General features: G+C 71.3%; 21 protein-coding genes. 12 read left to right on the top strand and 9 right to left on the bottom strand.

Annotated features, from left to right (window positions below):
• Window positions 1-228: 228 nt before the first annotated feature.
• Window positions 229-3,759: a transcription-repair coupling factor gene (gene mfd, locus ACFYOY_RS21775; RefSeq protein ID WP_388588920.1), complete on the bottom strand. Its 3,531-nt coding sequence runs from the start codon at window positions 3,757-3,759 to the stop codon at window positions 229-231.
• A gap of 141 nt (window positions 3,760-3,900) precedes the next feature.
• Window positions 3,901-4,302 carry a hypothetical protein gene (locus tag ACFYOY_RS21770; RefSeq protein ID WP_351886883.1) on the bottom strand — a complete coding sequence of 134 codons (402 nt, stop codon included), beginning with the start codon at window positions 4,300-4,302 and terminating at the stop codon, window positions 3,901-3,903.
• 373 nt (window positions 4,303-4,675) lie between these two features.
• Here ACFYOY_RS21770 and gvpO point away from each other — a divergent pair, with 373 nt between their 5' ends.
• The 8 genes from gvpO to ACFYOY_RS21730 are packed head-to-tail and all read left to right on the top strand — an operon-like array spanning window position 4,676 to window position 8,308.
• Window positions 4,676-4,987 carry a gas vesicle protein GvpO gene (gene gvpO, locus ACFYOY_RS21765; protein ID WP_351886880.1) on the top strand — a complete coding sequence of 104 codons (312 nt, stop codon included), beginning with the start codon at window positions 4,676-4,678 and terminating at the stop codon, window positions 4,985-4,987.
• Window positions 4,988-5,013: 26 nt separating this feature from the next.
• Complete coding sequence (gene gvpJ / locus ACFYOY_RS21760; RefSeq protein ID WP_351886877.1) at window positions 5,014-5,502, top strand: gas vesicle protein GvpJ; 489 nt, start codon at window positions 5,014-5,016, stop codon at window positions 5,500-5,502.
• A 26-nt stretch (window positions 5,503-5,528) separates the two neighbouring features.
• A complete protein-coding gene (locus ACFYOY_RS21755) occupies window positions 5,529-6,257 on the top strand; it encodes a GvpL/GvpF family gas vesicle protein (protein ID WP_351886874.1) in 729 nt (242 codons plus the stop codon).
• 1 nt (window position 6,258) lies between these two features.
• Window positions 6,259-6,528, top strand: a complete 270-nt coding sequence (locus ACFYOY_RS21750; protein ID WP_351886871.1) for a gas vesicle protein GvpG — start codon at window positions 6,259-6,261, stop codon at window positions 6,526-6,528.
• Window positions 6,521-6,895 (top strand): gas vesicle protein, encoded by a 375-nt coding sequence (locus ACFYOY_RS21745; RefSeq protein ID WP_351886868.1) that lies wholly within the window; start codon window positions 6,521-6,523, stop codon window positions 6,893-6,895. The genes ACFYOY_RS21750 and ACFYOY_RS21745 overlap by 8 nt, the downstream gene beginning before the upstream one ends.
• A complete protein-coding gene (locus ACFYOY_RS21740; protein WP_351886865.1) occupies window positions 6,892-7,734 on the top strand; it encodes a GvpL/GvpF family gas vesicle protein in 843 nt (280 codons plus the stop codon). The genes ACFYOY_RS21745 and ACFYOY_RS21740 overlap by 4 nt, the downstream gene beginning before the upstream one ends.
• Window positions 7,735-7,793: 59 nt before the next feature.
• Window positions 7,794-8,027 carry a gas vesicle protein gene (locus tag ACFYOY_RS21735; RefSeq protein ID WP_211128297.1) on the top strand — a complete coding sequence of 78 codons (234 nt, stop codon included), beginning with the start codon at window positions 7,794-7,796 and terminating at the stop codon, window positions 8,025-8,027.
• On the top strand, window positions 8,024-8,308 hold the full coding sequence (locus ACFYOY_RS21730) for a gas vesicle protein K (RefSeq protein WP_351886862.1): 285 nt from the start codon (window positions 8,024-8,026) through the stop codon (window positions 8,306-8,308). Before ACFYOY_RS21735 ends, ACFYOY_RS21730 begins: the two co-directional genes overlap by 4 nt.
• A 6-nt stretch (window positions 8,309-8,314) precedes the next feature.
• On the opposite strand, the gene ACFYOY_RS21725 is transcribed toward ACFYOY_RS21730, so the two are convergent.
• The gene (locus tag ACFYOY_RS21725; RefSeq protein WP_351886859.1) at window positions 8,315-8,776 is read right to left on the bottom strand and encodes a MarR family transcriptional regulator; all 462 of its coding nucleotides are present in this window, start codon (window positions 8,774-8,776) and stop codon (window positions 8,315-8,317) included.
• A gap of 83 nt (window positions 8,777-8,859) precedes the next feature.
• Here ACFYOY_RS21725 and ACFYOY_RS21720 point away from each other — a divergent pair, with 83 nt between their 5' ends.
• Both ACFYOY_RS21720 and ACFYOY_RS21715 read left to right on the top strand, forming a co-directional pair.
• Complete coding sequence (locus tag ACFYOY_RS21720) at window positions 8,860-9,231, top strand: VOC family protein (protein ID WP_351886856.1); 372 nt, start codon at window positions 8,860-8,862, stop codon at window positions 9,229-9,231.
• Between the two features lie 2 nt (window positions 9,232-9,233).
• Complete coding sequence (locus ACFYOY_RS21715; RefSeq protein ID WP_388588913.1) at window positions 9,234-10,247, top strand: DNA-3-methyladenine glycosylase family protein; 1,014 nt, start codon at window positions 9,234-9,236, stop codon at window positions 10,245-10,247.
• Between the two features lie 93 nt (window positions 10,248-10,340).
• Here ACFYOY_RS21715 and ACFYOY_RS21710 read toward each other — a convergent pair whose 3' ends face one another.
• Window positions 10,341-10,739 (bottom strand): VOC family protein, encoded by a 399-nt coding sequence (locus ACFYOY_RS21710; RefSeq protein ID WP_351886850.1) that lies wholly within the window; start codon window positions 10,737-10,739, stop codon window positions 10,341-10,343.
• 182 nt (window positions 10,740-10,921) lie between these two features.
• Between ACFYOY_RS21710 and ACFYOY_RS21705 the strand changes: the two genes are divergently transcribed.
• Window positions 10,922-12,151 carry a PP2C family protein-serine/threonine phosphatase gene (locus ACFYOY_RS21705; protein ID WP_388588910.1) on the top strand — a complete coding sequence of 410 codons (1,230 nt, stop codon included), beginning with the start codon at window positions 10,922-10,924 and terminating at the stop codon, window positions 12,149-12,151.
• Between the two features lie 69 nt (window positions 12,152-12,220).
• Here the strand turns inward: ACFYOY_RS21705 and ACFYOY_RS21700 are convergent, their stop codons facing one another.
• The 3 genes from ACFYOY_RS21700 to ACFYOY_RS21690 all read right to left on the bottom strand — a co-directional run bounded on the left by ACFYOY_RS21700 (window position 12,221) and on the right by ACFYOY_RS21690 (window position 16,846).
• Window positions 12,221-13,207 (bottom strand): aldo/keto reductase, encoded by a 987-nt coding sequence (locus ACFYOY_RS21700; protein ID WP_351886847.1) that lies wholly within the window; start codon window positions 13,205-13,207, stop codon window positions 12,221-12,223.
• Window positions 13,208-13,490: 283 nt separating this feature from the next.
• A complete protein-coding gene (locus ACFYOY_RS21695; protein ID WP_351886844.1) occupies window positions 13,491-16,061 on the bottom strand; it encodes an FtsX-like permease family protein in 2,571 nt (856 codons plus the stop codon).
• Window positions 16,058-16,846: an ABC transporter ATP-binding protein gene (locus ACFYOY_RS21690; RefSeq protein WP_351886841.1), complete on the bottom strand. Its 789-nt coding sequence runs from the start codon at window positions 16,844-16,846 to the stop codon at window positions 16,058-16,060. Before ACFYOY_RS21690 ends, ACFYOY_RS21695 begins: the two co-directional genes overlap by 4 nt.
• Window positions 16,847-17,314: 468 nt before the next feature.
• On the opposite strand from ACFYOY_RS21690, the gene ACFYOY_RS21685 reads away from it, so the two are divergent.
• Window positions 17,315-18,877 carry an MFS transporter gene (locus tag ACFYOY_RS21685; protein ID WP_351887273.1) on the top strand — a complete coding sequence of 521 codons (1,563 nt, stop codon included), beginning with the start codon at window positions 17,315-17,317 and terminating at the stop codon, window positions 18,875-18,877.
• Between the two features lie 117 nt (window positions 18,878-18,994).
• On the opposite strand, the gene ACFYOY_RS21680 is transcribed toward ACFYOY_RS21685, so the two are convergent.
• Both ACFYOY_RS21680 and ACFYOY_RS21675 read right to left on the bottom strand, forming a co-directional pair.
• On the bottom strand, window positions 18,995-19,915 hold the full coding sequence (locus ACFYOY_RS21680; RefSeq protein ID WP_388588906.1) for a cellulose-binding protein: 921 nt from the start codon (window positions 19,913-19,915) through the stop codon (window positions 18,995-18,997).
• 211 nt (window positions 19,916-20,126) lie between these two features.
• The coding region (locus ACFYOY_RS21675) for an SUKH-4 family immunity protein (RefSeq protein WP_388588903.1) at window positions 20,127-21,776 on the bottom strand (1,650 nt) is incomplete at its 5' end.

Here is a 21,776-nt window from a genome sequence, read left to right as displayed (position 1 = left end):
AACGGGAACCACCCGGCACCCTCACTGTGCACATCGTTCCTCGCCGCCGGTGCCGCGCACGCCTAGTGTCCTTGACTGGCCCAGCCCGCCGGGCCTCACGAGCCGGGGCCGGCCGCCGCGCGACGACGGGGGTGTTGCGCGCGGCCCGCCCCTGTCCCCGCCCGACGCCGGCCCATGAGCACCGGCGCCAGGTGGGCCGCGGTCCCTGTCAGGGCCCCAGGGTCGTGGTCACGATCCCAGGATCGTCGTCAGGAACTCCCCCGTCCATGCCAGTAGCTCCCGCCCCACCAGCGGCTTTCCACCGATTCGGGCGGTCGACGGGCGGGGCACCAGGACCTGCTTGGTGGCCGGTTTGATCACCGAGCGCTGGTAGAGGCGCTTGAGGCGCAGCTCCTGGGACTCGCGGAGCTCCACCGGGGAGAAGCGGATGTTGGAGCCCTGGAGGGTGATGTCCGTGACGCCGCAGGCGCGGGCCAACAGGCGCAGGCCCGCGACCAGGAGGAGGTTCTCCACCGGTTCGGGGAGCTTGCCGTAGCGGTCGGTGAGCTCCTCGCGGACGGCACGGATGTCGTCCTCGCTGGTGGCCGAGGCGATGGCGCGGTACGCCTGGAGGCGCAGGCGCTCGCCGGGGGCGTAGTCGTGCGGAACGTGCGCGTCGACCGGCAGCTCGATCTTGACCTCCAGCGGCGCTTCCTCCTCCTCACCGCCCTCGATCGAGGCCCGGTAGTCGGCGACGGCCTCGCCGACCATCCGGACGTAGAGGTCGAAGCCGACGCCCGCGATATGGCCGGACTGCTCGCCGCCGAGCAGATTGCCCGCACCGCGGATCTCCAGGTCCTTCATCGCCACATACATGCCCGCGCCCATCTCGGTGTGCTGGGCGATGGTGGCCAGCCGCTCATGGGCGGTCTCGGTGAGCGGCTTCTCGGGCGGGTAGAGGAAGTACGCGTAACCGCGGTCGCGGCCGCGGCCGACCCGGCCGCGCAGCTGGTGGAGCTGGGAGAGGCCGAAGTTGTCGCCGCGCTCGACGATCAGGGTGTTGGCGTTGGAGATGTCGATACCGGACTCGACGATCGTCGTGGAGACCAGCACGTCGAACTTCTTCTCCCAGAAGTCGACCACGACCTGCTCCAGGGCGGTCTCCGACATCTGGCCGTGGGCGGTGGCGATCCGCGCCTCGGGGACGATCTCGCGCAGCTTCGCCGCGGCCCGGTCGATGGACTCCACCCGGTTGTGGATGTAGAAGACCTGGCCCTCGCGGAGCAGCTCACGCCGGATCGCCGCGCCGATCTGCTTCTGCTCGTACGGCCCGACGAAGGTCAGCACCGGGTGGCGTTCCTCCGGCGGAGTGGTGATCGTGGACATCTCGCGGATGCCCGTGACCGCCATCTCCAGCGTGCGCGGGATGGGGGTGGCGGACATGGTCAGCACGTCCACATTGGCGCGGAGCTTCTTCAGCTGCTCCTTGTGCTCGACGCCGAAGCGCTGCTCCTCGTCCACGATGACCAGGCCCAGGTCCTTGAACTTGGTCTCGGAGGAGAAGAGCCGGTGGGTGCCGATGACGATGTCGACCGCGCCATCCTTCAGCCCCTCCAGCACCGCCTTGGCCTCGGTGTCGGTCTGGAAGCGGGAGAGCGCCCTGACGTTGACGGGGAACTGGCCGTACCGCTCGCCGAAGGTGCCGAAGTGCTGCTGCACCAGCAGCGTCGTGGGCACCAGCACCGCGACCTGCTTGCCGTCCTGGACCGCCTTGAAGGCCGCGCGGACCGCGATCTCGGTCTTGCCGTACCCGACGTCGCCGCAGATCAGCCGGTCCATCGGAACGGACTTCTCCATGTCCTCCTTGACCTCGGCGATGGTGGTGAGCTGATCTGGAGTCTCCGCGTACGGGAAGGCGTCCTCCAGCTCCCGCTGCCAGGGGGTGTCCGCGCCGAAGGCGTGGCCGGGCGCCGCCATCCGGGCGGAGTAGAGCTTGATCAGGTCGGCGGCGATCTCCTTGACGGCCTTCTTGGCGCGCGCCTTGGTCTTGGTCCAGTCGGCCCCGCCGAGCCGGTGCAGGGTCGGCGCCTCCCCGCCCACGTACTTGGTGACCTGCTCGAGCTGGTCGGTGGGGACGAAGAGCCGGTCGCCGGGCTGGCCGCGCTTGGCCGGGGCGTACTCCACCACCAGATACTCACGGGTGGCGCCCTGGACGGTGCGCTGCACCATCTCGATGTAGCGGCCCACGCCGTGCTGCTCGTGGACGATGAAGTCGCCCGCTTCGAGGGTGAGCGGATCGATGGTCTTACGGCGGCGCGCGGGCATCCGCGCCCCGTCCTTGCCCGCGGCCTTCTGCCCGGACAGATCCGTCTCGGTCAGCACGGCCAGCTTCAGGGCCGGGTCGACGAAGCCGTAGTCGATCGAGCCGCAGGACACATGCACCACGGACGGCTTGATCTCGGTGAGGTCGCCGTCCAGCCGGGCCGCGATCCCCTCGCCGCCGAGCACCTCGACGGTGCGGGAGGCGGGGCCGTGGCCCTCGGTCACATAGACCGTGCGCCAGCCGTCGGCGAGCCAGCCCTTGGTGTCGGCCAGTGCCCGGGCGGTGTCGCCGCGGTAGCTCTCGGTGGCGTGCATGCCCAGCTTGACCGTATCCGCGTCAAGCTCCTCATCCGCCGCGAAGGGGCTCACCGACCACCACATCATGCCCAGCTCACGGGCCCGGTCACGGACGTCCGCGATGCCCCACAGGGAGGCCGCGCCGACGTCGATCGGGGCCTCGCCGCCCCCGGCCGTGGCCGCCCAGGACGCCTGCAGGAACTCCTGACTGGTGGCCACCAGGTCCGCCGCCCGGGTGCGCACCCGCTCCGGATCGCAGACGACCGTCATGCTGCCCTTCGGGAGGACGTCCAGCAGCAGCTCCATCTCGTCCACCAGGACGGGGGCCAGGGACTCCATGCCCTCGACCGCGATCCCCTCGGCGATCTTGCCGAGCAGCTCGCCCAGCTCCGGATGGGCCTCGGCGAGGGCCGCGGCCCGCTCCCGCACCTGGTCGGTCAGCAGCAGCTCCCGGCAGGGCGGGGCCCACAGGCCGTGCTCGGCGACCTCCAGGGAGCGCTGGTCGGCCACCTTGAAGTAGCGGATCTCCTCGACGTCGTCGCCCCAGAACTCGATCCGGAGCGGATGCTCCTCGGTCGGCGGGAAGACGTCCAGGATGCCGCCGCGCACAGCGAACTCGCCGCGCCTCTCGACCAGCTCCACCCGGGAGTACGCGGCGGCCGCGAGGCCGTCCACGATCTCCTCAAGATCGGCGGTCCCCCCGGCCCGCAGGCTCACCGGCTCCAGGTCCCCCAGCCCCTTGACCTGCGGCTGCAGCACGGACCGCACGGGCGCGACGACGACCGACACCGGACCCGCCGTCGGGTCGTCCTGGCGCGGATGGGCCAGCCTGCGCAGCACCGCGAGGCGCCGCCCGACCGTGTCCGAGCGCGGGGAGAGCCGCTCATGCGGCAGCGTCTCCCAGGATGGGTACTCCACCACCCCGTCCGGCGGGAGGAGCGAGCGCAGCGCGGCCGCCAGGTCCTCCGCCTCCCGGCCGGTGGCGGTCACCGCGAGCACGGGACGGCCCGCGGAGCGCGCCAGCGCGGCGATGGCGAACGGGCGGGCGGCCGGCGGGCCGACCAGATCGACGTGGGGACGATTGCCGTCGGCGGCGCCGCGCACCGCCTCGGCGAGCGCGGGGTCCCTAACGACGACGTCGAGCAGACCGGTGAGGCTCATAAAGGGGTATTCCATCCCGGAGGCGGACAACGCGAACGACCCGACACGTGTCACGGGCCGGGGGTCTTCCAGAGTACGACCACCCGCCGACAATCTCCGCCGGTCCGTCGCCCGCCCGAGCGCCTGTGGATCGCGCCCCGATCAGCCCGGGGTCGCGCTCGAGCACCCGGCCGTGAGGGTGCTGCCGGGCTTGTTCTTCTGCGTCTCCTCGTCCTTGAGGTCCCCGTTGACGAATATCTGGCAGCCGATTTCCTTCTTCGGCTCCGCGGAACCCGCTTGCAACGACAGCGACCTACCGGGCTTCACCTTGAACTTCTTCGACCACGGCGTCTTGACGTTTTCGAGATCCAGGTCGGCGTCACCGCTACTCTTCTTGGCATCGGTATACAGACTCGAATTGATACCGGGGATATATACGCTCGCCGGCGAATCCCCCGTCACCTTGAATTCGACCGTCACCATGCCGTCGTCCTCGGCTTTGCCCTTGTCGCCATCGTCGGAACAGCCCGCCAGCAGGGCTACCATGATGGACAGGCAGGCCACAGCCTTATGTGTACGCATTATTCCCCAAAGGTATTTTCCACCCATGGCCGGTCATCAATTACGGGCAACCGGCCGCGAGCCATCTTCACATGTGTTCCGTTGCGGAACCAGCAATTCCTGCCCCATTTCTGGATCAGTTCGACTGCACCGGAGATAATTGGCCCTTCAAGGGGGACGGGGCGTGAGCGCCGCACCGGACCGGGGGCGTACCGCTTGGCGCAGCACGCTCACGCCGCGCCGCGGATGTCCTTGCTCTTGAGCATGCGCGATATGACCTTGCCGAGCTGCACCCGCGTCCGGCCCAGCACGGCAGGCGGCCGTCTGGCCCATCACAACAGGCGGCCGGACACGCCCTGTGATCACACTGGTGCACATGGCAGAGCGAGAACCACGCCCCACGGCCACCAAGACGAGCCCCAGGCCCCGGCCGCCCAGGCCGGCCGAGGCCGCCCGGCGGGCATGCGACCAGCTCGCCTCACTGATCGTCCATGAGCCCGAGGGCGTCAGCGGGGTGACCCGCCACGAGGACGGCTGGGTAGTCAGCGTGGACGTCCTCGAGGTCGCCCGGATCCCCGACACCACCAGCCTGCTGGCCACGTACGAGGTGCGCGTCGACCAGCGGGGCGAACTCCAGGAATACCGGAGGGTCCGCCGCTACCGGCGCGGTGCGGCCGACGACTGCTGAGACGACAGCCGAAAGGACGGCCCAAGATGCCCACTGGCACGTACACGGAAGAGGTCGTCTGCGTCCAGCGGACCGGCACCCTCTACGACGTCCTGGAACTCATCCTCGACCGGGGCATGGTGATCGACGTCTTCATCCGGGTCTCCCTCGTCGGCATCGAGATCCTGAAGATCGACGCCCGCATCGTGGTCGCCAGCGTGGACACCTACCTCCGCTTCGCCGAAGCCTGCAACCGCTTGGACCTCGAATTCGACCGCAGCAGCACGACCGTTCCCGAACTGCTGGGCGGGGTCGGGGGCGGCGGCGGGAGCGCGGCCGGCGGGATGGCCGCCGGCATCGGCAAGAAGAAGGCCAAGAAGGCGGTGAAAGGCGTGGGAGAGAAGGTCAAGCACGCCGTCGGGGTCGGCGACGACGAGGAGGAAGAGGAGCGGGAGGAGCAGGAGAGCCGCCCCCGGCGGCGCACCTCCGCCGGAGGCGGCGCCCGCCGCCGTTCCGCTTCTTCCGAGGAGGACTGACCGGTGAATCCGAGGAGGACTGATCGATGAGCGCGCCCCGGAGCGTGTACGTCTACGGCGTCGTCCGCGCCTCCCACGCGGTGCCGCCCGACCGCACCGGAGTGGGCGAGCGGCCCGCCCCGGTCCGTACCCTCCGGGTCGGCGCGCTGGCCGCGGTGATCAGCGACGCTCCCGCCCGGCTGCGCGCCAAGCGGCGCGACCTCCTCGCCCACCAGGACCTCGCCCTGGCACTGGCGGTAAACGGGCCGGTGCTGCCGATGCGCTTCGGGATGATCGCCCCCGACGAGGAATCGGTCCGGCAGCAGCTGCTGTCGTCCCAGAACGACTGCCTGGCCACGCTCGAACGCGTGGACGGGCGGGTCGAGATGAACCTCAAGGCGCTGCCCACCGAGGCCGACCTGGGCGCGCTGGTACGAGAGGACCCCGAGGTGAGCCGGTTGCGTACCGCCGCCCGCAGGGCCCCGGGATACGAGGCCAGCGTGCGGCTCGGCGAGGCCGTGGCGCGCGGGCTGGGGCGCAGGGCGGCCGCCGCCGCGGCCGCGGTGCTCGCGGAGCTCTCCGCCGTGGCGGACGCCAAGGTGCACGGCCCCGAGGTCGAGGGATGCGTGCTCAACGTCTCCTTCCTGCTGGACCGGCGCGAGGAGCGGCGTTTCCACGGCGTGGTGGAGCGCTTCGCGGCCGGCCACCGCGACCGGGTCGAGCTGCGGCTCACCGGACCGCTGCCCTGCTACAGCTTCGCGGAAGGCCCGGCCTGACATGGGAGTGCTGAGCCAGGTCGTCCTCTTCCCGCTGGCGCCGGTGCGGGGGGTGGTGTGGGTCGCGGAGCGCGTGCGGGACATCGCGGAGGAGGAGCTGTGCCATCCGTCGGTGCTGCGCGCCCGGCTCGCCGCGCTGAACGAGGCCCTGGAGTCGGGGGCGATCGGGCCCGAGGAGTTCGACCGGGAAGAGGACCGGCTGCTGGACCTGCTGGAGCGCTCAGGCAGCCGAAGCCCAGGAGGAAGGGCAAGGGTGAGCCGCCATGACTGACCGCGATCTGGTGTACCCCCCTTCCGTGACCGCCGACCGGCACCCCTCCGACCTCGCCGAGATCCTCGAACGCGTCCTGGACAAGGGCATCGTGATCGCCGGAGACATCAAGATCGACCTGCTGGACATCGAACTGCTCACCATCCGGCTGCGGTTGTTCATCTCCTCCGTGGACACCGCCCGCAAGGCCGGAATCGACTGGTGGGAAACCGATCCCGCCCTCTCCTCGCGCGCCGCGAAGGACGCCCTCGCCCAGGAGAACGCGGAACTGCGCGAACGGCTCCACGCCCTGGAGTCGCGCATGGACTCCGATGAGCGGCTGAGCGCGGTCGGCGCCACGGCCCCCGAGGAGGGCAGGGACACATGACCCCGCCCGAGGCCCCCACCCTCACCTACGCCTTCGCGGTCTGCCGCGGCGGCGCCCTCACGGCGTTGGCCGCGCTCCCCGGGCTCGGCACCGGCGCCCCCGTCCGTACGCTCGCGGCGGGCCCGCTCACCGCCGTGGTCCAGGACGTGCCCGCGACCGGGTTCGGCGAGGAGGCGCTGCGGCGGCGGCTGTCCGACCGCGATGAGCTGGAGCGCTGCGCCCGCGCCCACCACACGGTGATCACGGCGGCGTCGGCGCTGGCCCCCACCGTTCCGTTGCCGCTGGCCACCCTCTATCTCGACGACGGCCGGGCCCGCGAGGCCCTGGGCGAGCGGGAGACGTCCCTCCTGACCGCGCTGGACCGGATCACGGGCCGGGCCGAATGGGGCGTCAAGGTCTACGCCCCGACGGGACCGCCGCCCGCCCCGGAAGCCGCCCCGGAAGCCGCCCCGGCGGACGGCCCGGCCGGCGGGCGGGCGTATCTGGACCGCGTCCGCACCCGGCAGCGGCGTCGCGAACAGCACCACACCCTGACGCTGCGGGCCGCCGAGCGGGTGGACACCGTCGTCCGGAGCCTCGCCGTGGCCGCGCGCCGGCTGCGCCCGCACGGCGTCGAGGTGACCGGGAAGCACCGTACCCATGTGCTGAACGCGGCCTATCTCCTCGACCTGGGCCGGGAGCGCGAACTGCGCGCCGCCCTCGCGTCGTTGCGCCGCGATGAGACGGACGTCCAGATCGAGCTCTCCGGCCCGTGGGCGCCCTACTCCTTCGCCGATGGAGGAGTCGCGGGTGAACGGATCGCCGACCGAGGGGTTACCAACGGAGGGATGTCCCCATGACCAGGGCCGCCTGGGACGCCGCCCCGGCCAAAGCGGCATGGGAAGCGGCCCCCGCCGACATCGCCCGCAAAGAGGCCCCCGCATGGGGAAGCACCCCCGCCGAGGCCCTCGGACCGCTCGGCGTCCCCCTCGTGGACCTCCTCGACCGGGTGCTCGCCACCGGCGTCGTCGTCACAGGCGACCTCGTCATCGCGATCGCCGAGGTCCCCCTCGTCCGCCTCTCCCTGCACGCCCTGCTCTCCTCGGTCAACGAGCGGGTCCCGGCCCCGTGGACCGACAGCGGGCCGCTATGAGCCCGCCCCCCACCCACCTCGACATCGACCGCGACTCGGTCGGCCGCGACCTGGTGGCCCTCGTGCTGACGGTCGTCGAACTCCTCCGCCAGCTGATGGAACGCCAGGCCATCCGCCGCATCGACGCGGGCGGCCTCACCGACGGTCAGATCGAGCGCATCGGCACCACGCTGATGCTGCTCGACCAGCGCATGGCGGAGCTGTGCGACCAGCACGGACTGACGCCGGAGGACCTCAACCTGGACCTCGGCCCGCTGGGCACCCTGCTCCCCCGCGACTGAGGCCGGTCAGCCGCCGAGGGCTTCCGCCATGCGGTCGAGGTCGGCGAGCAGGGCGGCCAGGCGCCGTTGCGGGAAGGCGTCGACCATGGTCCGTTCGATGGCGTAGACGGCGGACCGGGCCGCGTGGAGCCTTTCGCGGCCGGCCTCGGTGAGGTGGGCGGGGAGGGCGCGGCCGTGGTCGGTGGTGGCGGGCCGGGAGATCAGGTCCGCGTCCTGGAGGCCGCGCAGGACGACGTTCATGGACTGCCGGGTGACGAAGGTGCCCCGGGCGAGCTCGGCGTTGGACAGGCCGGGCCGCTGGTCGAGGAGTTCCAGGCAGGCGTACTGCGGCACCGTCAGGCCGCGTTCGCGCAGCGCCTTGTCCATGGCGCCGCGCAGCGCCGCGGCGGCGCGCTTGAGGCGGTATCCCACATGTTCGGTGACGTCGTGAGCGGGGTGCGGCGGGGCCACGGGAGTCCGGTCTTCCATGTCAGGATTTTGACATGGGGAGGGGGTGTGCGTACAGTCCGGGAATGTCAAAGTCCTGACATCAAACAACCCGGGGAGGACCCATGACCGCCACCATTGACGGCCCCGACTTCATCGCCCTGCAGGTACGCGACGTCGAGGCGGCGGCCGCCTTCTGCGAAAAGCACCTCGGACTGCGGCGGGCACCGGCATCGCCCCCCGGCGCCGTGGTGTTCACCACCCAGCCGATCCCGTTCGCCGTCCGCGAGCCGCTGCCGGGCGTGGAGCTCGACGACGTCGCACGGCCCGGTCTCGGCGTGGCCCTGTGGTTCCGCACCACGGACGCCCAGGCGCTGCACGACCAGCTCGCCGACGCCGGGGTGCCCATCGTCGCCCCGCCGCAGGACAGCCCCTTCGGCCGCACGTTCACCTTCATCGGCCCCGAGGGCTACGCCATCACCGCGCACGGAGGCTGATCGTGACCGCCGTCTCCCTCACCCCGGCCGGTCCCTTCTCGCTGGCGGCGAGCGTCCACTTCCTGGAGGGCTTCACCCCCGCGAGCTATTCCGGCACGGCGGACGAGGTGCTCCGCCTGGCCTTTCCCGCCGACGACGGCCACTCGACGGTGGCCGCCGCGGTGCGGCAGGAGGAGACGGCGGACGATGAAGCGGGCACGATACGGGCCGAGTTCACCGTGCATCCCGGCGAACCGGACGGCGACCTGGACGGCACCCCGGCGGACCCCGCGTCCGCCGGGGCCGTGTCCGCCGGTCCCGGGCCCCTGTGCGCCGGGGAGCCGTCCTGGCCCGACGAGGCCGTCCGGGCCCAGCTCGCCCGCATCCTCTCGCTCGACGTCGACGGAAGCGGCTTCCCCGAACTGGCCGCCGCCGACCCCGTGGTGGCCGGGCTCATGGCGGAATTTCCGGGCCTTCGGCCGGTGTGCTTCCACTCGCCCTACGAAGCCGCCGTGTGGGCGGTCATCGGCCACCGCATCCGCATGCCCCAGGCGGCCGCCATCAAGGCCCGCCTCGCCGAGCGGTACGGACGGCGGGTCCAGATCGCGGGCCGGACCCTGCACGCCTTCCCCACCCCGCCGGTGCTGCGCGCGATCACCCGGGTCCCCGGTCTGACCGAGGTGAAGATCGAGCGGCTGCACGCGCTGGCGGAGGCGGCCGACGCGGGTGCACTGGACGCCGCACGGCTGCGCGCGATGCCGGGGGACGACGCCCTCGCGGCGCTGCGCACCCTCCCCGGCATCGGCCCGTTCTCCGCCGAGCTCATCCTCATCCGCGGCGCCGGGCACCCCGACGTCTTCCCGCGCCACGAACGGCGCCTGCACGCGGCCATCGCCGCCGCGTACGGCCTCGACGAGACCGCCTCCGGCGACATCGGCCGGCTGGCCGGGATCGCCGACGGCTGGCGGCCCTACCGCAGCTGGATCGCGTTCCTGCTGCGCGTCCGTGCCGAGCACATCGGCCGCCACGTGTCGTAGCCGGTGGAAGAGCCGGTCCGCCCCCGTCGCGGACCGGCTCTTCCATGCGGCTCATCACCAGCTACTCGGCAACCGGCTCCCGGCCGGGTGCGGTCAGCCGTTCTCGACGACCATCAGCGCGTTGCCGTCCCCGTCCCGGAAGCTGAACATCGGCGGCACCGGGGCGCCCCAGCGCTGGACCTCCGGGTCGGTGTCGACGCCGCGCGAGCGCAACGTCGCGTGGTCGGCGTCGATGTCCTCCGAGGTGAGGATGATGCCGGTCTCGTAGCCCGGCCCCTGGCCGCCCTCGCGCGGCAGGACGAGCGCGATCCCGGTCGGGGCGCCCGCCGGGCCCACCTCGATCCAGCGGTGACCGTCGCCGAAGGGGATGTCGGCACGCTTCTCGAAACCGAGCATGCCCACGTAGAAGTCCAGCGCCCGGTCCTGATCGGCGACGGTGACGGCCACCCGGCCCACCTCGGCGAGCCGGGTGCCTTTCGCGCTCTCGGTCATGGTGATCTCCCTTGGGGTGATGCGTTCACCACCTGAGACCCCGGGGCACCGCGAAACTCATCGGTCGCTCGCCGATCGACCTTCATGCCTCGTGAAGGCCCGGCTTGGCGCCCATGGACGGCGGCGCCCACATTGACAGGTTTACGCTGATGAGAGGGGTGGTGCACGAAGGGAGCCGGCTTGTGAGTGGGCACAGTGAACTCTCCCGCCTGCTGACAGCGGCGGAGACGGCGGCACCGGTGGAGTCCGTCGATGTGGTCGCCGAGGACCTGCGGCGGCGCTTCGACGCCACGCAGGTCTCTTTCCTCATCCTGGATCTGACCGGGAAGGAGGTAGCGCGCCTGTCCACCGCCTCCACCGAGGGAGTCGGGCGGGCCGCGGAGCGGATCGAACTGTTCGGCAGCGTCTACGAGCGGGTGATGCGCACCCAGCGCCTGTACCAGGAGGCGACCGGCCAGGGACAGCGAGTGATCGCCCCGGTCACCAACCGTGGGGACGCGATCGGTCTGCTGGAGGTGCTGCTGCCGACCGAGCCCGGCGAAGGCATCCTCGACGCGGTCGGCGAAGCCGCCCACGTCCTGGCTTATATCGTGATCGCCAACCAGCGCTTCACCGATCTCTACACCTGGGGCAAACGCTCCAGGCCGCCCACCCTGCCAGCGGAGATCCAATACCAGCTGCTGCCGTCGTCGCTGTCGTGTGAGGCCGCCCAGTTCGCCCTGAGCGGGAGTCTGGAACCCTCGGAAATGATCAGCGGTGACACCTTCGACTACACCCTGGACCGGGACGCCCTGCACCTGTCGGTGACCGACCCCATGGGCCACGACATCGACTCCGCGCTGACGGCCACCGTCCTCATGGGCGCCCTGCGCGGCGCCCGCCGCGCGGGAGCCGACCTGACCGAGCAGGCCCGGCGGGCCGACCGGGCCTTGGCCGACAATGGCCGCGGCCACGCCACCGGGCAGCTGCTGCGCATCTACCTCCGCACCGGGCGGACAGAACTCGTCAATGCCGGCCACCCGTTGCCGCTGCGCGTACGCGGGGGAACCGTGGAGGAAATCCCCTGCGAGGCGGACCCGCCCTTCGGGGTGCCCGTGCCCACGGCCCACTCCTACCGTGTTCAGGACATCGATCTACGCCCCGGCGATCGTTTGATCATGCTCACCGACGGCATGCTCGAACGGGACGCGCAGAAGGTGGATATGGCCACCCTGCTGAAGAGCACCCGGCACCTGCATCCGCGGGAGACCGTGCTGATGCTGACCAGCGCGGTCCTGGACGCCTCGGGCGGCAAGCTGGAAGACGACGCCACCGTGTTGTGCCTGGACTGGCACGGCCCCCAGGAAACCCACCGGCACGTCAGCTCCGGCGCGGACCTCCGCCAAGCCTCCCCCGCCCGCATGAAGCGGTAGTCGGCACGGCCCGCCGGCTGCCGGACGGGGAGCAGGAGGCGCTGGGCACGGTGAACACCGCCGTGCGGATCAGCGGTTGACGAAGGTGAGGTTCTTCTCGTCGTAGCGGGTGCCGGCGACCTGGTCGGCCGGGGCGGCGGCGTCGATCGCGGCCAGCTCTTCGGGAGAGAGCTCCAGGGTGGCGGCGGTCAGGTTCTCCTCGAGGTACTTCTGGCGCCGGGTGCCCGGGATGGGAACCACGTCGTCGCCGCGGTGCTGCACCCAGGCGAGGGCGAGTTGGCCGGCGGTGACGCCCTTCTCGGCGGCCAGTTCGTTCAGCTTCCCGACGATGGCCAGGTTCTTTTCGAGGTTGCCGTCCGCGAACCGGGGCTGGGTGCGGCGCACATCGCCCTCCGGCAGGCCGTCGGTCGAGGTGTAGCGGCCGGTGAGGAAGCCGCGGCCGAGCGGGGAGAAGGGGACGAGGCCGATGCCGAGCTCACGGCAGACCGGGGCGATCTCGTGCTCCAGATCCCGCGTCCACAGCGACCATTCGCTCTGCAGCGCCGCGATGGGGTGCACCGCGTGGGCGCGGCGGATGGTGTCCGCGCCCGCCTCGGACAGGCCGAGGTGGCGTACCTTGCCCGCCTTCACCAGCTCGGCCATCGCGCCGACGGTCTCCTCGATGGGGACCTCGGGGTCCACGCGGTGCTGGTAGTACAGGTCGATGTGGTCGACGCCGAGCCGTCGCAGCGACGCGTCGCACGCCTGGCGGACGTACGCGGCGTCGCCCCGGATCGCGGTCGGCTCCCCCAGCCGGTTGGCGAAGCCGAACTTGGTGGCCAGGACCGCCTGCTCCCGGCGTCCGGCCAGGGCCCGGCCGAGCAGTTCCTCGTTGTGCCCGGAACCGTAGAAGTCGGAGGTGTCCAGCAGCGTGACGCCGAGGTCGAGGGCGCGGTGGAGGGTGGCGATCGACTGGGCGTCGTCCGAGGCGCCGTAGCCATGGCTCATTCCCATGCAGCCCAGGCCCTGGGCCGCGACGGTCAGTGCACCCAGGCGACGGGTGGGCAGTGCGGACATCGGGTACCTCCCTCGTGGTCGTGACGATCACGCTAGGAGTTGGAGCGCACTCCAAGTCAAACCGCCCAAGGGCCGGTACGTGTTCACCCGCGCCCCGGGAACTCCGCTCCGTCCGACATCCGCGGAGAGCTCATCCCGTATTTCCGCATGACGGCCGGTGGCCGTCTTCGCCCCGGTGCGCAGGAAAAACCGGCCCGGTGCGCTCCCCCGTCGCACACCGGGCCGGTCGGCCTTCTGCCCCCCATGGGGGGGCAGAAGGCGTCATTTCCCCCGTTGGCTTTGGCTATTCCGTGGCGATCGCGTTCAGCACATTCATCCGCGCCGCCCGGAAGGCCGGGACCAGCGCCGCGATCAGACCCACCACGGCCGAGCCGATGAAGACCGTGATGATCGTCGGCCACGGGATCTCCAGGGTCTTCAGACCCTCCAGCGCCAGCAGCTTCTGGGCCGTGGTTCCCCAGCCCATGCCAAGACCCAGCCCCAGCAGCGCGCCGAAGAGCGCGATGACCACGGACTCCAGCCGGATCATGCGGCGCATCTGGCGGCGGGAGACGCCGATGGCGCGCATCAGGCCGATCTCACGGGTCCGCTCGACCACCGACAGGGCCAGGGTGTTCACCACACCGAGGACGGCGACGATGATCGCCAGCGCCAGCAGACCGTAGACCAGGTTGAGCAGCTGACCGACCTGGTCCTTGACCTCCTGCTTGTAGTCGGTCTGGTCGCGCACCTTCACCGACGGGTAGTGGTGCAGCTGGGCCTTGAGGGATGCGTACGCCGCGTCCTCCTGGCCGTCCTTGGCCTGCGCCAGCATCATGACGTCCGCCGGGATCAGCTTGGCGGGGACATAGCTCTCGACGGTGGCGATGTTGAGGTACATCGCGCCCTTGTCGAGGCTGACGTCGTCCGAGGTGATCGCGGCGACGGTCAGCTTGGCGGTCCGGCCCTCCTTGAAGGCGACGGTCAACGTGTCGCCCTTCTTCACCTTGTGGTCCTTGGCGAAGCCCTCCGGCACCGACATGGCGTCCTTGCCGTAGGCGGCGGCCAGATCACCCTCGACAACCGGGGTGCGCAGGTCCTCCGCGTACGTCGGGCTGGCGGCCGAAAGGTCCTTGGTGACCGTCTTGCCGTCCGGCAGGGTGAGCTTGGTGCCGTCGATGTTCTTGGCCTCGCTGATGTGCTTCAGGCCCTTGGCCTGGCGCACCGACTTCTCGATCCCCTCGGTGATCGGCTGGCCCATGTCGGACTGGATGATGAAGTCCGCGCCCACCGACTTGTCCAGCTCATCGGTGGCCGAGGCGACCATCGAGGAGCCCACCACCGACAGACAGGCGACCAGCGCCAGGCCGATCATCAGGGCCGCGCCGGTGGCGCCGGTGCGCCGCGGATTGCGCAGCGCGTTGCGCTCGGCCAGCCGGCCGACCGGGCCGAAGATCCGCAGGACGACGGTGGCCAGCGCGCGGACCACCAGACCGGCCAGCAGCGGGCCGATGACGATGAAGCCGATGAGCGTCAGCACCACGCCCAGGCCCAGGAACATCGAGCCGTCGACCGCCTTGTCCGCGTTCCCCGCGACCACCAGGGCGGCCGCGCCACCCGCGGTGAGCAGGGTGCCGATCACGCCGCGGATCCATCCGGCCCTGCTGTCCGCCGGGGTACCCGCGTCGCGCAAGGCCGCCATCGGGGAGATCTTCCCGGCCCGGCGGGCGGGGATGTACGCCGCGATGACGGTGACGATGACGCCGATGCCGATGCCGATGATGGGCGTGGTGGGCTTCACCGTCAGCTGGTCGGTGCTCAGATGCAGACCCGCACTGCCCATGATCTTCATCAGGCCGACCGCGAGGCCGACCCCGCCGAGGACACCGAGGATCGAGCCCACGATGCCGAGCAGCAGCGCCTCGATCAGCACCGACCGGTTGATCTGCTTCCGGCTGGAGCCGATGGCCCGCATCAGGCCGATCTCACGGGTGCGCTGGGCGACCAGCATCGAGAAGGTGTTGACGATCAGGAAGATGCCGACCAGGACGGCGATCCCGGCGAAGCCGAGCATCGCGTACTTCATGACGTCCAGGAACGAGCCGATGTCGTCCTCGGCCTCCTTGCTGGACTCGGCCTTCGTCTGCACCTTCACGCCGGTGCCGAGGTCGGCCACCACGCTCTTCTTCAGCTGGTCGTGGCTGACTCCCGGCTGGGCGGTGAGCAGGTAGCTGGAGTACACCCCGGGAGCGCCGAGCAGCTTGCGCTGCGCGGTGTCGGTGTCCATGAAGACCAGCGTGGCGCCGGGGTTGGTCACCTGGAACGTGGCAATGCCGACGATCTTCGCGCGGAACTCGCCGGGGATGGCGATGATCCGCATCTCGTCGCCCAGCTTCAGCTTCTTGTTCTTGGCGGTGTCGGCGTCGACCATCACCTCGGTCGGGCCGCGCGGCGCGTGACCGGAGGTGATCTGGACCGAGCGCGTCTCGGTCGGGTCCCAGTTGGTGCCGATGGTCGGGGCGCCGGAGTCCGAGCCGATGCTGTTGTCGTTCCGGTCGGCGGCGGTGATCGACTGGCTGGTGGCGTCGCCGATCACCGACTTGACGCCGTCCACCTGCTTCAGCCGCGCCAGCTCCGAACCGGGCAGCGAACGGATCCGGCCCTGCCGGGTGTCGTTGTCGCTGGCGCCCTTCGGGCTGACCGTGACATCGGAGGCGGTGCTCGCGAAGAGCTTGTCGAACGTGGCGTTGGTGGTGTCGGTGAAGACGAGCGTGCCGCAGACGAACGCCACCGACAGCAGTACGGCGATCGCGGACAGCGCCATCCGCCCCTTGTGGGCGACGAAGTTGCGCAGTGAGGTCTTGAGGACGGTCATGACACCCGTCCCCGCGCGTCGAAGTGCTTCATGCGCTCCAGGACCAGATCGGCCGTCGGGTTGTACATCTCGTCGACGATCCGGCCGTCGGCCAGGTACAGCACACGGTTGGCGTAGGAGGCGGCGACCGGGTCGTGGGTGACCATCACGATGGTCTGGCCCAGCTCGTCCACCGACCGCTTGAGGAAGCCCAGCACCTCGGCACCGGCCCGCGAGTCCAGGTTTCCGGTCGGCTCGTCACCGAAGATGATCTCGGGACGGGCGGCGAGGGCGCGGGCCACGGCGACACGCTGCTGCTGACCGCCGGAGAGCTGGTTCGGACGGTGCTTGAGGCGGCCGGCCAGACCCACGGTCTCCACCACCCGGTCCAGCCAGGCCCGGTCGGGCTTACGGCCCGCGATGTCCATCGGCAGCGTGATGTTCTCGATCGCGGTGAGCGTCGGCAGCAGGTTGAACGCCTGGAAGATGAAGCCGATCCGGTCCCGGCGCAGCTTGGTGAGCTTCTTGTCCTTCAGCCCGGTGATCTCGGTCTCGTCGATGAAGATCTGCCCGGAGCTGACGGTGTCCAGACCGGCCAGGCAGTGCATCAGGGTCGACTTGCCGGAACCGGACGGGCCCATGATCGCGGTGTACTGCCCACGCGCGATGTCCACGTCCACATGGTCCAGCGCGACCACCCGGGTCTCCCCCGAGCCATACGCCTTGAGCACCTGACGCGCACGGGCGGCGACGGCCGTATGTCCTCCGCTGCCCCCGGTCCTGGGAATCGATACAGCCGTTGTCACGCTCGTTCTCCTTCAGTATTTGATCGGCGATGTCGCTCCCCGATCACGGCATCCAGATTGCCGTGATCCGGGAACCTCCGCGATGGGGAAGGACTCCCTCTCAGCGGTAGGGCTAGCCCCACCCCCTCGGTCGCGCAGCCCGTAGCAACCTTATGAAGCCGGGACGACAGGCTCCTCATCCGCCCGGACGAACCGGGAGTAGGAGTACAGGGTGGGCATCCCCTAGGGGAGTGAGTCCTGAGGCTGACCCGGACTCGGGGTAAATTCTGCCCCCTTCCGCCACGTCAGGCTCAAGCCGGGCCTTCTGGACAGCCCGGATGCGTTCTTCCCCCGGCCTGTACCGCCATGGAATCGTGGGTCGTACAAGGATCGTGCGTACGGGAGTCCCTCGCACGAACATCAGGGACACGTGCCGGCGCGTACCGGCGAAGGGAGCGCGCCACCGTGGGCGGCACCGCACGACGGCCGATGGACGCGGACCCGAAGCCCCCCACACCCCAGCCGCCCCCCGGCGCCCCCACCCCCCGCGGCCGCCGCCCCGTCGCCGCCGCCCTCATGCTCGGCATGGCGCTGGCCGCGCTCGACTCGACCATCATCTCCACCGCGGTACCGCAGATCGTCGGCGACCTCGGCGGCTTCTCCGTCTTCTCCTGGCTCTTCTCCGGCTATCTGCTCGCCGTCACCGTCTCCCTGCCGCTGTACGGAAAGCTCTCGGACACCTTCGGCCGCAAACCCATCCTGCTCGCGGGCGTCGTGGTCTTCCTCATCGGCTCGCTGCTGTGCGCCGCCGCCTGGAACATGGCCTCCCTCATCGCGTTCCGGATCGTCCAGGGACTGGGCGGCGGGGCGCTCCAGGGCACCATCCAGGTCGTCGCCGCCGACCTCTACCCGCTCAAGGAGCGCCCGAAGATACAGGCCAGGCTCTCCTCGGTCTGGGCGCTCTCCTCCGTGGCGGGCCCCGCGATCGGCGGAGTGCTCGCCGGATACGCCGACTGGCGCTGGATCTTCCTCATCAATCTGCCGGTCGGCGCCCTGGCGTTCCTGCTCATCACCCGCCATCTGCACGAACCGCGACGGCACCGGGCGGGCCGCCCCAGGATCGACTGGGCCGGGGCACTCGGCGTCTTCCTCACCGGCGGACTGCTGCTGACCGCCCTCGTCCAGGGCGGGGTGGCCTGGGACTGGCTGTCCGCCCCGTCACTCACCATGCTCGGCGGCGCCGCCGTATGCGCCGCGGCCACCGTATGGATCGAACGGCGCGCCGCCGAACCGATCATCCCCGGCTGGGTCTGGCGCCGCCGCACCATCTCGGCCGTCAACCTCGCCTTCGCCGCGCTCGGCCTACTGATGATCGCACCGACCGTCTTTCTGCCCACCTACGCCCAGTCGGTGCTGGGGCTCGGACCGATACCGGCCGGTTTCGTGCTCTCCACGATGACGCTGAGCTGGCCGATCGCGGCCGCGCTCAGCAGCCGCGTCTACAACCGCGTCGGCTTCCGGCGCTGCGCCATCATCGGCATGGCCGCCGCCACGCTGATCCTGGCCGCCTTCCCCCTCCTCCCGTTCCCGGGCGCCGCCTGGCAGCCCGCGCTGATCATGCTGCTGCTCGGGGGCGCCCTCGGGCTCTTCCAACTGCCGCTGATCATCGGGGTGCAGTCGTCCGTCGAATGGGCCGAGCGCGGCACCGCCACCGCCTCGATCCTCTTCTGCCGCCAGGTCGGCCAGAGCCTCGGGGCGGCGCTCTTCGGGGCCGTCGCCAACGCGACCCTGGCCTCCCGGCTCACCGAAGCCCCCGACGCCATCCGGCCGGGGCTGCCCGACGACCTGGACTCGGTCTCCCGCGCCCTGGAACACCCCGCCGCCCTCACCGACCAGGCCGCCGACTATCTGCGGCGGGCCGTGGACACCGCCGTCGACCACGTCTACCTGGGCTCGGCGACCGCCGCGCTGCTGGCGCTGCTGGTTCTGGTGTTCCTCGCCCCGCGCCGCTTCCCGGTCCGTACCGAAGCCGAGGCCGAGACGGAATCCTGACGGGGCCAACCGCACTCCGACCGGCACTCCGGCCGGACGGCACCCGGATCCGACGGTGCCCCGACCGCGTCCGCGAGGCCGGGCGGAGCGTTCAGGACTCGGGGCGCGGCAAAGCGTTCAGGACTCGGGGCGCGGCGCCGCCGCGTCCTCCGCCGCCACCGGCTTACCGGTCAGCGCCGCCAGGCTGCCGCGCACATGCTCCAGATGCGCCTTGAGCTCCTCACGCCGCTCCACATGCTCGCGCAGCGTCCGCTCCGTCTCCCGCGCCAGGCGCTCCTCGCGGGCCCGCGCCTGGGCGATGATCTCCGCCGCCTGCGCCTGCGCGTCCTCCTGCCGCAGCCGCGCGGCCTGCTCGGCCATCCCGTACTCCCGCTTGGCGTCGGCGAGCGTCGCCTGGGCGTACTCCTCCAACTGGGTCCGCCGGGCCGTCATCGCGTTGTCCCGCTCGGCCAGTTCACGGCCCGCCGCCTCCCACCGCTCGGCGTGCTCCCGCTCCTGCTCGGCCAGGATCCCGGCGGCGCGGTGCCGCATCTCCTTCAACTCCGCCAGCGCCTGCGTCCGCCACTCCTTGGCGTCCTGACGCGAGACGGCCCGCAGCTCATCCACATCCACCTGGGCCGACTCCAAGGTCGCGCGCGCCGCCACCTCGGCGGCCTCGCGGACCCGCTCGGCCTCGTCACGGGCGGCGTCCCGCACCGTACGGGCCACGGCCTGCGCCGCCTCCCACTCCTCCTGCGCCGATGCCTCGGCCGCCGCCCGCAGACAGACGACCTCCTCCTCGGCCGCCATGAGGATCAGCTGGGCCCGGTCGCCGAGCGACTCATAGGTCTGGGGGGCCAGTTGGGCGATCACCTCGCGCAGCCGCTCCGCCTCGGCGGTCAGCTCATTGGCCAGCACGGTGAGGCGCGCGGCGCGCTCCCACGCCGCGTCCCGCGCTTCGGACAGCTCCGCCACATAGTGGTCGACCTGCGCGGGCCGGTAGCCACGGCCCCGTCCGCCGACGATGGTGAAGCCCTGACGTGACACCGATGCGCCCATCCTTGGAACCCCTTTTGTCCGGTATGCAACGCGCTTCGGCGCACATCTTTATAGATGGCCTCTCATCCCCCATAACGCGACACTCCGCCCATATCTCCGGCCGGGACCGCCGCCGGTGACAACAACGACGAGGCGCCCGCCCCCGTCACGGGGGTCGGGCGCCTCGATCGCCGTTCGTACGGTGCGCGCGGTCAGAGCCGCACGGACGGACCTACAACAGACCGTCCCACATCTGCTCCAGCAGCACCGCCCACCAGTTGTCCGGAGCCGACAACGCCGCCGGATCCAGACCCGCAAGCTGCGCCTGGAAGTCCACCGTCCACCGGCCCGCCTGGTCCGGCGTCAGCCCGTACCGCAGCCGCCACATCCGGCCCAGCAGCGCCATGCACCGCACAAACTCCGGCAGCCCGGTGTTCACGAACTGCGGCGGCGTCGGCTGCGGGGTCGCCTCCAACGGCACCGCCACGATGTTCGCCGTGCCGTACTGCACACACAGCTGACGGCCGAAGTCATTGCCCATGACCAGGTAAGAACCCGAGTCCGACGCGGACTGCACCCCGCGCTCCGCCGCCAGCTCCGCCAGCGTCGGCACCGGACGGCCCGCCTGGGCCTGCGCCCAGAAGAACGGACCGAAGTCCAGCGGCAGCCCCGCCCACACCAGCGTCTGCGCCACCACCTCCGGAACGCCCATCCGCGACACCGCGCGCTGGTCGAAGCGGACGATGCCCTGCGGCCCGAACGCCTGACCCAGCTCATGCGCCAGCCCCTCCGGCGGCACCGGCGGAATCGGCTGCACCTGGCTGGGATGCGGCAGCGGCACCCGGTTCGGCGCCGGACGGGCCGGGCCGTCCGCCACCTGGTGCAGCTCGCCCTGGTGCTCCAGCAGATGACGCACACCCTGCTGCCGGGTCGCGTGATCACGACCGTACGGAGCGGTGTGGCTGATCCGCACCTGCGGCCAGCTCTCCCGGATCATCCGGGCGCAGTAACCACCGGGCAGATCACAGGACTCCAACTCGGTATGAAGCTCCAGCACCTGCTGCGGCGGCACGTTCATCGCCCGCAGCTCATGCAGGATCTGCCACTCCGGATGCGGCGTCCCCGGCGCCGAACGACGGATCAGCTGCTGCTCCGAACCGTCCTGCGCGCGGTAGCGCAGCACCGCCATATAGCCCGGACCAACGGTCGGCTGACCGGGGGGCGGCGGATACGCATAACCGGGCTGCGACCCCATACCCGGCACGGGCGTGCCGGGAACGGGCGTGCCCGGGGCAGGCATGCCTGGGGTGGGCGTGCCCGGCGCGGGTGTCCCTGGGGCAGGTGTGCCCGGCGCGGGCATACCCGGAGGCGGCGCCAGGCCCTGAACCGGAGCACCGGCGGGCGGAGGCATGCCGGGAGCACCCGGCGCACCCGGTCCACCCGGATACGGCGGCCCGACCGCGCCCGGCGGGGGCGGCGGCGTATGCGGACCACCCACACCGGGGACACCGGGTGGGCCGGGCGGCTGCGGGCCGGATGGGGCACCCTGGCCCGGAGCGCCGGGCGCACCGGGCGGCTGCGGGGCGCCCGGGGGCGGCGTCTGGCCGCCGGGCACACCCGGACCACCCGCGAGCATCGTCGCGGCAGCGTGCACCCCACCACCAGGCGCACCCGGCGGAGGCGGCGTCTGCCCACCACCCTGCCCACCAGGGGGCGTTTGCCCGGCACCAGGGACCCCGGGAGGACCAGGGGGGCCGGGAGGACCGGGCGGACCAGGCGGCTGCGGAGCGCCCGGGGGCGGCGTCTGGCCGCCGGGCACACCCGGACCACCCGCGAGCATCGTCGCGGCAGCGTGCACCCCACCACCAGGCGCACCCGGCGG

It is taken from the genome of Streptomyces sp. NPDC007875, from assembly GCF_042868035.1.
GTDB lineage: Bacteria > Actinomycetota > Actinomycetes > Streptomycetales > Streptomycetaceae > Streptomyces > Streptomyces antimycoticus.
Note: the sequence above shows the minus strand (reverse complement) of the source record. Positions and strands in the feature narration are given on the sequence as shown.

Coding starts and splice junctions, on each gene's coding strand:
- ACFYOY_RS21685 (WP_351887273.1), top strand. CDS start 17,315: ATGGACGCGGACCCGAAGCCCCCCACACCCCAGCCGCCCCCCGGCGCC.
- ACFYOY_RS21750 (WP_351886871.1), top strand. CDS start 6,259: ATGGGAGTGCTGAGCCAGGTCGTCCTCTTCCCGCTGGCGCCGGTGCGG.
- gvpJ (WP_351886877.1), top strand. CDS start 5,014: ATGCCCACTGGCACGTACACGGAAGAGGTCGTCTGCGTCCAGCGGACC.
- ACFYOY_RS21720 (WP_351886856.1), top strand. CDS start 8,860: ATGACCGCCACCATTGACGGCCCCGACTTCATCGCCCTGCAGGTACGC.
- ACFYOY_RS21745 (WP_351886868.1), top strand. CDS start 6,521: ATGACTGACCGCGATCTGGTGTACCCCCCTTCCGTGACCGCCGACCGG.
- gvpO (WP_351886880.1), top strand. CDS start 4,676: ATGGCAGAGCGAGAACCACGCCCCACGGCCACCAAGACGAGCCCCAGG.
- ACFYOY_RS21725 (WP_351886859.1), bottom strand. CDS start 8,776: ATGGAAGACCGGACTCCCGTGGCCCCGCCGCACCCCGCTCACGACGTC.
- ACFYOY_RS21755 (WP_351886874.1), top strand. CDS start 5,529: ATGAGCGCGCCCCGGAGCGTGTACGTCTACGGCGTCGTCCGCGCCTCC.
- ACFYOY_RS21730 (WP_351886862.1), top strand. CDS start 8,024: ATGAGCCCGCCCCCCACCCACCTCGACATCGACCGCGACTCGGTCGGC.
- mfd (WP_388588920.1), bottom strand. CDS start 3,759: ATGAGCCTCACCGGTCTGCTCGACGTCGTCGTTAGGGACCCCGCGCTC.
- ACFYOY_RS21680 (WP_388588906.1), bottom strand. CDS start 19,915: ATGGGCGCATCGGTGTCACGTCAGGGCTTCACCATCGTCGGCGGACGG.
- ACFYOY_RS21700 (WP_351886847.1), bottom strand. CDS start 13,207: ATGTCCGCACTGCCCACCCGTCGCCTGGGTGCACTGACCGTCGCGGCC.
- ACFYOY_RS21710 (WP_351886850.1), bottom strand. CDS start 10,739: ATGACCGAGAGCGCGAAAGGCACCCGGCTCGCCGAGGTGGGCCGGGTG.
- ACFYOY_RS21740 (WP_351886865.1), top strand. CDS start 6,892: ATGACCCCGCCCGAGGCCCCCACCCTCACCTACGCCTTCGCGGTCTGC.
- ACFYOY_RS21695 (WP_351886844.1), bottom strand. CDS start 16,061: ATGACCGTCCTCAAGACCTCACTGCGCAACTTCGTCGCCCACAAGGGG.